The sequence below is a fragment of the Streptomyces sp. NPDC050759 genome (assembly GCF_044456945.1).
Lineage (GTDB): Bacteria > Actinomycetota > Actinomycetes > Streptomycetales > Streptomycetaceae > Streptomyces.
Map to the genome: position 1 here is coordinate 233104 of NZ_JBITGI010000014.1, position 11647 is coordinate 244750.

The following is an 11647-nucleotide window of genomic DNA, read 5'->3' on the forward strand; positions in this document are numbered from 1 at the left end:
GTTCCCTTCCGAGGGGGCCGCGGCTGCTGTGTGGGTGCACGTATCGTTGAAGGCGCCCATTCCCCTGCCAGGTTTCCCCGGTTCCAGAAAGGCCCCCGCCGCATGGTGCAGATCAAGACCCCCGAGCAGATCGCCAAGATGCGCGAGGCGGGACTGGTCGTCGCCGCCATCCACGCGGCGACCCGAGAGGCCGCGGTGCCCGGGGCCACGACCAGGGATCTCGACCAGGTCGCGCGCAAGGTGCTCGCGGAGCACGACGCCAAGCCGAACTTCCTGGGGTACGGCGGTTTCCCGGCGACGATCTGCACTTCCGTGAACGAGGTCGTCGTCCACGGCATCCCGTCCGACGAGGTCGTCCTCAAGGACGGCGACATCATCTCCATCGACTGCGGCGCGATCATCGACGGCTGGCACGGCGACGCGGCCTACACGGCCTTCGTGGGCTCGGGCCACGCCCCGGAGCTCCTCGAGCTCTCACGGGTGACCGAGGAGTCCATGTGGGCCGGCATCGCGGCGATGAAGCAGGGCAACCGGCTCGTCGACGTCTCCCGGGCCATCGAGACGTACATCCGCCGCCAGCCGAAGCCGGGCGGCGGCCGTTACGGGATCATCGAGGACTACGGCGGTCACGGCATCGGCACCGAGATGCACATGGACCCGCACCTGCTGAACTACGTCGACCGGCGCCGGGGGAAGGGGCCGAAGCTGGTCACCGGGTTCTGCCTGGCCATCGAGCCGATGGTGTCCCTGGGCACGCCGAAGACGGAGGTCCTGTCGGACGACTGGACGGTCATCACCACGGACGGCACGTGGTCGTCCCACTGGGAGCACTCGGTGGCGCTGACGGACGGGGGGCCGCTGGTCCTCACGGCTCCCGACGGGGGCAGGGCGAAGCTGGCGGAGCACGGCGTCACGGCCGCTCCCGACCCGCTCGCTTAATGATCTCCGTTCCGGGGCATCCTTCCTCGATTCGTGTTTCGGAGTGGCCTGACGTAGACTGACTCGTCGGCTCTCGTGCACCCGCATGTCCGCATGCGCCCCTCAGGGGAAAGCAAGGAGAGTCGATCAAGGTAGTCGATTCGAAGGGCGAAGCGTGGCCAAGAAGCAAGGTGCCATCGAGATCGAGGGCACTGTCGTCGAGTCTCTTCCGAACGCCATGTTCAAGGTCGAGCTCCAGAACGGCCACCAGGTCCTGGCTCACATCAGCGGCAAGATGCGTATGCACTACATCCGTATCCTCCCTGACGACCGGGTCGTGGTGGAGCTGTCTCCGTACGACCTGACGCGTGGCCGGATCGTCTACCGGTACAAGTAGATCTTGCCCGCATCCCGCTGCGGCGGGGTGGTGGCACTGACCCGGAGAACCTCAATCCCATGAAGGTCAAGCCGAGCGTCAAGAAGATCTGCGACAAGTGCAGGGTGATCCGCCGTCACGGTCGGGTCATGGTCATCTGCGAGAACCCGCGCCACAAGCAGCGCCAGGGCTGACGCACGACCGACCCTCTGCTCTCGCAGAGTTTCGCGCGACGCAAGTTGAACAGTTCATACGCAGAGCCCAGACGTACTCCGTCTGACACCCCCGGTTCGGAGGCCGGGGACCCAGGTCGTACCTAATCTTTGGCTGCATCTTTTGAACAGCGCGAAGAGGCCGGCGGCTGGGAGGCGGTTCTGTGGAAGACCTCCGAAGATCACCAGGAGCCATTGAATGGCACGCGTTTCCGGTGTTGACATCCCGCGCGAAAAGCGCGTGGAGGTCGCCCTGACCTACGTGTTCGGAATCGGTCGGACCCTCTCCCAGCTGACGCTGGCGGAGACCGGCATCGACCCGGACACCCGCGTTCGCGACCTCTCCGAGGAGCAGCTCGTCGCGATTCGTGAGTACGTCGACAACAACATCAAGACCGAGGGTGACCTCCGTCGCGAGGTCCAGGCCGACATCCGCCGCAAGGTCGAGATCGGCTGCTACCAGGGCCTGCGGCACCGCCGTGGTCTGCCCGTCCGTGGTCAGCGCACCAGCACGAACGCTCGTACCCGCAAGGGCCCGCGTCGCGCCATCGCCGGCAAGAAGAAGCCGGGCAAGAAGTAGTCCTCAGCGGACAACGCTTCATCAGCGGTCTTCGCTGTAGGACCGACCACCTCCCCGTAGGAGAAGTAGATGCCCCCCAAGGGTCGTCAGGGCGCTGCCAAGAAGGTGCGCCGCAAGGAAAAGAAGAACGTCGCTCACGGCCACGCGCACATCAAGAGCACGTTCAACAACACGATCGTCTCGATCACGGACCCCTCGGGCAACGTGATCTCCTGGGCCTCCGCCGGCCACGTCGGCTTCAAGGGCTCGCGCAAGTCCACCCCCTTCGCCGCGCAGATGGCCGCCGAGTCGGCCGCCCGCCGCGCGCAGGAGCACGGCATGCGCAAGGTGGACGTGTTCGTCAAGGGTCCCGGCTCCGGCCGTGAGACCGCGATCCGCTCCCTCCAGGCCACCGGCCTCGAGGTCGGCTCGATCCAGGACGTCACGCCCACTCCGCACAACGGCTGCCGTCCGCCCAAGCGCCGCCGCGTCTGAGGCCAGGTTGTCTTGAGGTTGCGGGCGGTACGGCTCTTCGGGGCGGTACCGCCCGTACCCTTGCAGTACCCGCACTTTTCACCGGGTGCGGTCCGTCGGGCGTCAAATAGCGGGCGTCCACGAAAGAAGGATCTGATCCACTCATGCTGATCGCTCAGCGTCCGTCACTGACCGAAGAGGTCGTCGACGAATTCCGCTCCCGGTTCGTGATCGAGCCGCTGGAGCCGGGCTTCGGCTACACCCTCGGCAACTCCCTCCGCCGCACCCTCCTGTCGTCGATCCCCGGTGCCGCTGTCACCAGCATCCGCATCGACGGCGTTCTGCACGAGTTCACCACCGTGCCGGGCGTCAAGGAGGACGTCACCGACCTGATCCTCAACATCAAGCAGCTGGTCGTCTCCTCGGAGCACGACGAGCCGGTCGTGATGTACCTGCGCAAGCAGGGCCCGGGTCTGGTCACCGCCGCCGACATCGCGCCCCCGGCCGGTGTCGAGGTGCACAACCCCGACCTCGTCCTCGCCACGCTCAACGGCAAGGGCAAGCTGGAGATGGAGCTCACGGTCGAGCGTGGCCGCGGTTACGTCTCCGCCGTGCAGAACAAGCAGGTGGGCCAGGAGATCGGCCGTATCCCGGTCGACTCCATCTACAGCCCCGTGCTGAAGGTCACGTACAAGGTCGAGGCGACCCGTGTCGAGCAGCGCACCGACTTCGACAAGCTGATCGTCGACGTCGAGACCAAGCAGGCCATGCGCCCGCGTGACGCCATGGCGTCGGCCGGTAAGACCCTGGTCGAGCTGTTCGGTCTGGCCCGCGAGCTCAACATCGACGCCGAGGGCATCGACATGGGCCCGTCCCCCACGGACGCCGCCCTTGCCGCTGATCTCGCCCTGCCGATCGAGGAGCTCGAGCTCACCGTTCGGTCGTACAACTGCCTCAAGCGTGAGGGCATCCACTCCGTGGGTGAGCTCGTGGCGCGCTCCGAGGCCGACCTCCTGGACATCCGCAACTTCGGTGCGAAGTCCATCGACGAGGTCAAGGCGAAGCTGGCCGGCATGGGCCTGGCCCTGAAGGACAGCCCGCCCGGATTCGACCCGACCGCCGCCGCGGACGCCTTCGGCGCGGACGACGATGCAGACGCCGGGTTCGTCGAGACCGAGCAGTACTAAGAGCTCGGGCCATCCGGTCCGTTCTTGGGTGCGGGAGCGCTGTGCTTGATCGCGCAGTTCCCCGCGCCCCTTCCGGGAGCGCCCCTTCGGGGCTGCTCCCGGATCTCCGACTAGCACCCGCTTGCTCGGATACTGACTCCGGTACCTGATACGGCCGGGGCAGACACCTAGGAGAGACACCATGCCGAAGCCCACCAAGGGTGCCCGTCTGGGCGGCAGCGCCGCGCACGAGAAGCTGCTCCTCGCGAACCTCGCGAAGAGCCTCTTCGAGCACGGCCGTATCACCACCACCGAGGCGAAGGCGCGCAAGCTGCGCCCGTACGCCGAGCGTCTGATCACCAAGGGCAAGAAGGGCGACCTTCACAACCGCCGTCAGGTGCTTCAGGTGATCACGGACAAGAGCGTCGTCCACACGCTCTTCACCGAGATCGGCCCGCGCTACGAGAACCGCCCCGGTGGCTACACCCGCATCACCAAGATCGGTAACCGCCGTGGCGACAACGCGCCCATGGCTGTCATCGAGCTGGTCGAGGCGCTGACGGTCGCTCAGGCCGCGACGGGTGAGGCCGAGGCCGCCACCAAGCGTGCCGCCAAGGACGCCGAGGCCGCTCCGGCCGCCGAGGAGACCAAGGTCGACACGACCAAGGCCGCCGAGGCCGAGGACGCCACCGAGGCTCCGGCCGAGGAGTCGAAGGACGCCTGACGCTCCGCGTTGTGACGGGTCCGCCCCTTCGGGGGCGGGCCCGTTCGCGTTGCGCAGAGGTGAGCGGCAGGGCAACCTCACAGCGGACTCATAGGTCATGCATACGGCGTCACCGATCCGGTGCGCTTGATGTCCGACTTACGGGGGTCCCATGACGTCTCTCGCCGCTGTGCGGCGCACCATCTCCGCCCTCGCGCTGGCCGCCCTGGCCGCCGGTGCGCTCGCCGGTCCGGCCCAGGCCCAGGAGGAACCGCTGCCGGTCTCCGTCACCGGGCCCGACAGCGTGAACCTCTCGCTGCAGCCGGAGTCCGGCGAACCGGGTGAACCGGGTGAGCCGCAGATCGAACTCGGGCTCCGGGCACCCGGCGAGCCGGTACCGGACGAGAACGGAGTCGTCTATCCGATCCACCAGGGCGACTACACGGTCACGGTGGACGCGAGCTCCCTGGCCGGTGTCGCCGCGGTCGACTTCTCCCGCCTCGGCGGATGGCGGGGCTGCTCCGTCGAGGGGCTGGTCGCGACCTGCAGCGACTACGAGATCTACGCCGGCCAGGAGTACAACGACCTCGGTGGCATCCGTCTCGACGTGACCGACGAGAGCGCTGCCGGCGACTTCGGCACCATCTCCGTCACCGCCGCCGGCGAGGGCCTGGCCTTCACCGGGCACACGGTGGACGTGCTGGTCGGCGGCCCCGAGCTGCAGATGAGGCAACTGGCCGAGCCCGAGGGCTTCCGGGCCGGCGACACCTTCCAGGCCCCGCTGGGCTTCCGCAACGTGGGCGGGCTGGGCGGCAAGGGCGTGGTGCTGCGGATCTACGGCAGCCGGGGCCTCTCCTTCCCCAGCACCTTCCAGAACTGCTGGTACGACCCGCGTGACCCCGACGAACTGCGCGGGGGTTCCACGGCGCTCTGTGTCTTCGACAGCGAGTTCGCCGCGGAGACGGCCTACGGACTGAGTACTCCCTTCCCGATCGAGACGGCCGGCTTCGCCCTCTACGACGTGATGTCCTACTCCTTCAGCGCGGTCCCCGCCGACCAGGTGGACAAGCTGCTGGCCGAGGGCGACTACCAGGCGGGCACCGGTCCCGAGCTGGGGCTCGTGCGGCTGCCGGACGCCGATCCGTCGGGCTACACGCAGTACGCGGACATGGACTTCCCGACGAAGAACACCTTCGACCTCGATCTGACCGGTGAGCGGCTGCGGGCCCGCAAGGGGCAGACGGTGTCGGTGGACGTCGGCTTCGCCAACCACGGCCCCGCCTGGCTGGCCCTGCTGCGCTCCGGCGGCGAGCCGATCTCCTTCTGGGTGGACCTTCCCCCCGGGACCACGACGACCACGGTCCCCGAAGGCTGCCGACGCGCCGACTGGGAGGGCGCCGAGGGCGACTACCTCTGCTTCATCGACACGCCGATCCTGGAGGACGCCACCCGTACCTTCACCTTCGGCCTCCGCGTCGACGAGGTGATCAGGAACGCCACCGGCCGGGCGTTCTTCGCGTACACGATGCCCAACGAGGGGAATCCGGCGAACGACTCCGGCGAGATCGTGCTGAACCCGAGGGGCGGGCACTGATCGTCTCGCCCGTCCTGCACAGCGGGCCCGCCCCTCGGGGCGGGCCCGTTCCGCGTTCCTGAGAGGATCCAGGGGTGAGCGACGAAGTACAGCCCGGTGACGTCCGTGTCCGCCTCGACCTCTCCTACGACGGATCCGACTTCTCCGGATGGGCCAAGCAGGCCGGCGGCCGGCGGACCGTCCAGGGTGAGATCGAGGACGCGCTGCGCACGGTGACGCGGTCGAAGGACGTGACGTACGAACTGACCGTGGCCGGGCGGACCGATGCCGGGGTGCATGCGCGGGGGCAGGTGGCGCATGTGGATCTGCCCGAGGGGCTGTGGGAGGAGCATCGGGAGAAGCTGCTGAAGCGGCTGGCGGGGCGGTTGCCGAAGGATGTGCGGGTGTGGTCGCTCCGGGAGGCTCCGGTCGGCTTCAACGCGCGGTTCTCCGCGATCTGGCGGCGGTACGCCTATCGCGTCACCGACAACCCCGGGGGCGTCGACCCGCTCCTGCGCGGGCACGTCCTCTGGCACGACTGGCCGCTGGACGTCGACGCCATGAACGAGGCCGCTGCCCGGCTGCTCGGGGAGCACGACTTCGCCGCGTACTGCAAGCGGCGTGATGGCGCGACGACCATCCGCACGCTCCAGGAGCTGAGCCTGGTGCGAGGAGACGACGGGATCATCACCGCCACCGTGCGGGCCGACGCCTTCTGCCACAACATGGTGCGCTCGCTGATCGGGGCGCTGCTGTTCGTGGGGGACGGGCACCGGGGGCCGGACTGGCCGGGCAAGGTGCTGACCGTCGGCGTACGGGACTCGGCCGTCCATGTCGTACGGCCGCACGGGCTGACGCTGGAGGAAGTCGGTTACCCCGCCGACGAGTTGTTGGCGGCGCGGAACAAGGAAGCGCGGAACCGGCGGTCGTTGCCGGCGGCCGGTTGTTGCTGACCGGCCGCCGGCGCAGGACCGCCGTCGTGCTCACTGCCTGACGGTGAAGTACTGCCATGCCCCCCAGGTGCTGAGGTTGGTGTTGTCCCGGCTGCTGTGGACGTACTGAGCGGCCACGCGGTACTTGTTGTTGACGCCGTTGGTGAGGGACATCTGCTGGCTGCCGGTGCTGGCGGAGGTCAGGGCCGAGCAGGGCGAGGTGCTCTGCGTGTGCCAGGCGCCGCTGTAGTACCGCTGCACGCGGTAGAGGACGCACTGGCCGGCCTTGTTGGGCGAGACGGTGACGCCGAGCCGTTCCTTGGCGGTGCGGTGGTACACCCGGTAGAGAGTGCTGCCGTAGTGCGTGCTCGTGTAGTAGCCGGACAGCTTCTCCGCGACCCCCGCGTAGGAGTGCACGGCGCGGGCGGCGGTCTTCGGGGCGTACCGGTAGTCACCGGCGAACACCGCGCTGAACGTGGTGTTGCGGGCGAGCTTGTACGACGCCGTCAGATTGCCGTGGGAGTCCACCGCCCCGGACTTCACCAGGACCTTCGTTCCGCTGTACGGCTGGGCGTAGATCGACACCGTACGACTGTTGTACGTCGTACCGAGGTGCGCGGTGATCTTCGCGGACTGGCCGTACGTGTACGTCGAGTGGTCCGTGGTGACGGTCAGGGACGTCGAGGCCCGGGACACCTGGACGGTGGCGGTGCTGCTGCCGGACTTGTGCGAGACGTCGCCGCCGTAGGACACCTTGTAGGTGTTGGCGCCGCCGATCTGCGGGGTGTCCGTGAACTTGAAGGAACCGTCCGTGGCCACCTTCGCGTCGGCGAGTGCGACACCGGACGCATGCGCGAGGTCGGTCTTCGTCACCTTGACGACCTCACCGGCGATGAAGGGCGCGCCGGAGAGCTTGCCGGGCACGGTCAGTGCGCCGGCGCGGCCGGCCGTGGCCGGGGCCGTCAGGGTGACCGTGGTGGGCAGCTTGGCCACCTGGACGAGGCCGGTGGCGCTCGCCGCGTCGTGGGTCGCGTCTCCCGTGTAGCTGGCGGCGTAGGTGTACGTGGCTTCCGCCGGCGGGGTGTCGGTGAAGGTGAAGGAGCCGTCCGCCGCGGTCGTCACATCGGGCAGTGCCGTTCCGTTCCTCGTCAGGTGGACGACCTGGCCCGCGCTCAGTGCCGAGGTCGAGTCCAGCGTGCCCTTGAGGGTCAGCGCCCGGCCCGGGACACCCGTGCCGGGGGCGGTGAGGTGGAGCGAGGTCGCCGCCTTCGGTCCCGGGTCCGGGGGTGCCGCCTCGCTGACGACCGGGCCGCTCACCGTCTGCACGTCGGCGCTGTCGCCGGTGGCACCGGAGAAGGCCAGGAGCGCGGTGGACGTCAGCGTCGGTGTGGCGTCCATCACCTGCGCTCCGTCGATCCAGACGTAGAGATGGCCGGCGGCCACCTGGATGTCGACCTGGTGCGTGCCCTGGCGCAGGGCGGTACTGAGTGGCACGACCGACTGGTAGTCGATCGTCGACGAGTCGGCCGAACTGCGGCCGACGCCCACGAAGTTCTGTGCCTTGAGCGTGTCGTTGTAGCCGGATCCGAGGGCGATCACCGTGCCCGCCCGGCCAGCGATGCCGAGACCGTCACCGGTCCCGCCCAGTGCCGAGGCGGAGTTCTGGGCCGGGTCCAGGAGCGCGAGCGTCATGCCCTTCCCACCCGTGCCGGGGCCGAACTTCGTGGTGAAGGTGGCCCGCAGACCGTCGGTGCGCAACGGCTCGGTGTACACCGCCGTGCCCGCCTGATCGCTGGTGGCCGGGGTCAGCTGGACCCCGCCGCCGTCGGCCGGTATCGCCGAGCCGTTGGTCTGCCACCGGCCGTCGTCGGCCGAGGTGGTCGTGGCGGTGCCGGTACCGGTGCCCTTGACCGGGACGTACATGGCGCCCTGGCTGTTGCCGTTCTCGTCGGTCCCGGTGCCGGTGACCTCGTAGAAGGCGCTCAGATCCGCTGCCGAGCGCGGAGTGAACGTCACGCTCTGCACCGCGGTCTGCTCGGGACCGATGACCAGGCCTTCCGACAGCTGCACCGGGCTGTTGAAGTCACCCGTCGGTGCCTTGGCCTTCGTCACCTTCACCGGGATGTTGCCGGTGTTGGTGATGGTGAACGACAGCGATCTGGAGCTGCCGATCGGGACCTGGCCGAAGTCCAGCGAGCTCGTGGAGAACTCCAGGTGTCCCTGCCCCGTGATGGCCGTCGCGCTGACCGGCACGCTCAGTGTGTGCGTGGCGCCGCCACCGCTGCTGCTGACCACGAGCGCGTCGTTGTCCTCCTGGTCCGCGGTCGGTGTGTAGGTGACCGAGAGCACGAACGAACCACCGGCCGGTACGACCGTCCCCGCGCTCGGCAGTCCCGAGGTGGAGAAGACGCCGTCGGGCGAGTCGACCGAGTCGATGGTCTCCGGTTCGGTACCGGTGTTGGTGATCTGGAGGTTCAGTGTCGAGGTGCTGCCGGTGGGCACTTCCCCCAAGTTCAGGGCGGCGGGTGCCGCTCCGAGGCCGGGCCTGGTGCCGACGCCGTGGAGGGCGAAGACCAGCTTCTGGCCGTCCGACAGGTTCGCGGTCAGCGTGCCGTTGATGCCGCCGGTGGCGGTGGGGGCGAAGCTGATCGGTACGTCCAGGGTGGCGTCCGCCGCCAGCGCCGTGGGCTGCTCGGGGGTGGGTACGGCGGACGGGTCGACCGAGAACGCGCCGGAGGCCTTGAGCCCGGTGATGCTGACGTCCTGCGTGGCGGTCAGCTTCATGTCGGCCGACGTGCTGTTACCCAGGCCGACCTGGCCGAAGTCCAGCGAGGCCGCGGTCAGAGCCGTCCTGGCCGGGCTGCCGAAGCCGTAGAGCACACCGTCCCGGGTGCCGACGTACACCTTGCCGCGCTCGGCGGTCGGCGTGCTGAACTTCGTCGCGGTACCGATCGGTGCCGACCACAGCAACGGGAGATGGCCGTTGCCGTCGGGGGTGGGGCCGTAGGCGCGCAGGGTGCCGTCGGCCCCGGAGGCGTTGCTCGCGGCGGTCATCCACACCAGGGCGCTGGACTCGTCCGTGCCGTCGGACGTGACCAGGGGAGAGCCGCTGGTGTAGCCGAAGGTGTCCTGGCTCTGGCCGGTGAGGGTGAGCGCGGGCGTACCGCCGTTGCGCACGCCGTACTTGAGCGCGCGCAGCGGGCCCTGGTTGCCGACGACGTAGACATAGCCGCCGTCGCCGCCCCAGAACGCGGGGTGTCCCCACATGCCCTGGTAGGGGCCGGACACGCTCAACGCGGCGTCGCCGCCCTGGGGCCCCTGGCCCATGCCGCCGAGGTTGTCGCGGTCGAGCAGGAAGATCCGCCCGTCCTTGCCCTGCTGGATCAGCAGGTGGGGGTGCTCGCTGGTGCCGAAGCCGTCCGGCAGCGCCATCGGGGCGCCCGAGGAGATGTCCTGGTCGGTCAGGTCCAGGGTCGCGGCGTCGCTGGGGCTGAAGAAGTCGGCGGTGCTGAGGCTGTTGTCCGCGCCCACTTGGAGGCGTACGACGGACTCGGCGAGGGTGCCCTGAACGGTCTTGCCGGGTCCGGGCGCCGGGCTGATGCCGTTGCCGGTGCTGAAGAAGATCCGTCCGGAACCGTCCGAGACCAGTCCGCCGCCGGACTGCCAGATGCCGGCGCCGCCCGTGCTGGCACCGGTCACCGAGGCCCACATCGACGTGATGCTGTGTCCGGTGGTGCTCACGCCGACCACATAGCCGCGGTACGGCCACGCGTCACAGTGGCCGCCGAAGCCCGCGTAGACGACGCCGTCCATCAACAGCAGGCCGGGGCGCTGCTGTTCGTAGAAGGCGTCGAACTCGTTGCCCGGGTCGTTGACGGGGCTGCCGGCGATGGTGACCGGCCACCCGGCGCGCTCGGCTCCGGAGGCCGGTTCCACCGCGTGCATCAGCCACTTCGGGTGGCGGTGCGTGGAGGTGCCGTCGTCGACCTTGGTGGTGAAGTAGAGGGAGTCGGTGGCGGAGTCGTAGACGGGGGTCGCGGTCGCGCCCACGTTGGGCACCAGGTCTCCGCAGCCGATCGCCGAAGCCGGCCACGCCGGTCCGTAGTTCTTGCTCCACGCGATCGCACCGGTCGTGCGGTCGAGTCCGTACAGGGTGTTGCTCTCGGTGACCGCGATCACCTGGTCGCCGAGCACCAGCGGCTGGGCGTATATCTGCCCGTCAAGTTTGGTGGCGAAGAGCCGGCCGAAGGCGGACGACTGGACGACCGCGGGGGAGAGCCCTGCCTCGTTCTGGTCCCAGTTGGTGCGCAGGTTGTCGACGCCCTGCGTGGTCTGGTCGGCCTGGGCCGAGGATGCCACCAAGCTGATCGTCGTGCCGATCAGTGCCGTGGTGGCCAGGGCCACGAGGGCGAGCAGCCATGTGCGCCGCCGGCTGCGGTGGCGACCACCGCGTGCGGGCATGGAAAACCCGGGCAAATCGGGACCCCCCTCTGGTGTCCGCGCCCGGAGCGGTCACAGGTACGGCACAAACGTGAAGACTGAGTGGTTGTTCTTATCATCAGTTGACCTGATTGCGCACTGCGCGGGAGCGCTTCGCGGCGGGATCGTCATCCGCCGTCGCTGTGCGGCGCCTCTGTTACCCCTGTGCCACGTGATGAAACTCTTACTTAACAAGAAGGTTGGGACGTACCGCGAAAAGCCGGTTATGCTTTCGCGGTCCGGTCGAGAGTTCGA

Annotated in this window: 10 protein-coding genes; 9 read left to right on the forward strand and 1 reads right to left on the reverse strand. The window is 68.8% G+C overall.

Going from position 1 to position 11647, the window contains the following annotated elements; all coding sequences use genetic code 11:
* Positions 1–102 precede the first annotated feature (102 nt).
* The 9 genes from map to truA all read left to right on the forward strand — a co-directional run bounded on the left by map (position 103) and on the right by truA (position 6934).
* Positions 103–939 carry a type I methionyl aminopeptidase gene (map, locus tag ACIBJB_RS34720; protein ID WP_398936591.1) on the forward strand — a complete coding sequence of 279 codons (837 nt, stop codon included), beginning with the start codon at positions 103–105 and terminating at the stop codon, positions 937–939.
* 154 nt (positions 940–1093) lie between these two features.
* Entirely contained in the window at positions 1094–1315 is a 222-nt protein-coding gene (gene infA / locus ACIBJB_RS34725) for a translation initiation factor IF-1 (RefSeq protein WP_003948620.1), read from the forward strand.
* A 59-nt stretch (positions 1316–1374) separates the two neighbouring features.
* Positions 1375–1488: a 50S ribosomal protein L36 gene (rpmJ, locus tag ACIBJB_RS34730; RefSeq protein WP_003998809.1), complete on the forward strand. Its 114-nt coding sequence runs from the start codon at positions 1375–1377 to the stop codon at positions 1486–1488.
* Between the two features lie 217 nt (positions 1489–1705).
* A complete protein-coding gene (rpsM, locus tag ACIBJB_RS34735; RefSeq protein WP_326665471.1) occupies positions 1706–2086 on the forward strand; it encodes a 30S ribosomal protein S13 in 381 nt (126 codons plus the stop codon).
* A 69-nt stretch (positions 2087–2155) separates the two neighbouring features.
* Positions 2156–2560, forward strand: coding sequence for a 30S ribosomal protein S11 (gene rpsK, locus ACIBJB_RS34740; RefSeq protein WP_003956432.1), 405 nt, complete (start codon positions 2156–2158; stop codon positions 2558–2560).
* A 143-nt stretch (positions 2561–2703) separates the two neighbouring features.
* Positions 2704–3726 carry a DNA-directed RNA polymerase subunit alpha gene (locus ACIBJB_RS34745; protein WP_003966937.1) on the forward strand — a complete coding sequence of 341 codons (1023 nt, stop codon included), beginning with the start codon at positions 2704–2706 and terminating at the stop codon, positions 3724–3726.
* A 181-nt stretch (positions 3727–3907) separates the two neighbouring features.
* Entirely contained in the window at positions 3908–4429 is a 522-nt protein-coding gene (gene rplQ / locus ACIBJB_RS34750; protein WP_280863105.1) for a 50S ribosomal protein L17, read from the forward strand.
* A 151-nt stretch (positions 4430–4580) separates the two neighbouring features.
* A complete protein-coding gene (locus ACIBJB_RS34755; RefSeq protein WP_398936594.1) occupies positions 4581–6002 on the forward strand; it encodes a hypothetical protein in 1422 nt (473 codons plus the stop codon).
* 74 nt (positions 6003–6076) lie between these two features.
* Positions 6077–6934, forward strand: a complete 858-nt coding sequence (truA, locus tag ACIBJB_RS34760; RefSeq protein ID WP_398936596.1) for a tRNA pseudouridine(38-40) synthase TruA — start codon at positions 6077–6079, stop codon at positions 6932–6934.
* Positions 6935–6964: 30 nt separating this feature from the next.
* Here the strand turns inward: truA and ACIBJB_RS34765 are convergent, their stop codons facing one another.
* Positions 6965–11374, reverse strand: a complete 4410-nt coding sequence (locus ACIBJB_RS34765) for a choice-of-anchor D domain-containing protein (protein ID WP_398936598.1) — start codon at positions 11372–11374, stop codon at positions 6965–6967.
* Positions 11375–11647 lie beyond the last annotated feature (273 nt).

Bases quoted from the DNA above. Each gene is read 5' to 3' on its own strand.
- map (WP_398936591.1), top strand. From the start codon at position 103: ATGGTGCAGATCAAGACCCCCGAGCAGATCGCCAAGATGCGCGAGGCG.
- rpmJ (WP_003998809.1), top strand. From the start codon at position 1,375: ATGAAGGTCAAGCCGAGCGTCAAGAAGATCTGCGACAAGTGCAGGGTG.
- rpsM (WP_326665471.1), top strand. From the start codon at position 1,706: ATGGCACGCGTTTCCGGTGTTGACATCCCGCGCGAAAAGCGCGTGGAG.
- rpsK (WP_003956432.1), top strand. From the start codon at position 2,156: ATGCCCCCCAAGGGTCGTCAGGGCGCTGCCAAGAAGGTGCGCCGCAAG.
- ACIBJB_RS34745 (WP_003966937.1), top strand. From the start codon at position 2,704: ATGCTGATCGCTCAGCGTCCGTCACTGACCGAAGAGGTCGTCGACGAA.
- rplQ (WP_280863105.1), top strand. From the start codon at position 3,908: ATGCCGAAGCCCACCAAGGGTGCCCGTCTGGGCGGCAGCGCCGCGCAC.
- ACIBJB_RS34755 (WP_398936594.1), top strand. From the start codon at position 4,581: ATGACGTCTCTCGCCGCTGTGCGGCGCACCATCTCCGCCCTCGCGCTG.
- ACIBJB_RS34765 (WP_398936598.1), bottom strand. From the start codon at position 11,374: ATGCCCGCACGCGGTGGTCGCCACCGCAGCCGGCGGCGCACATGGCTG.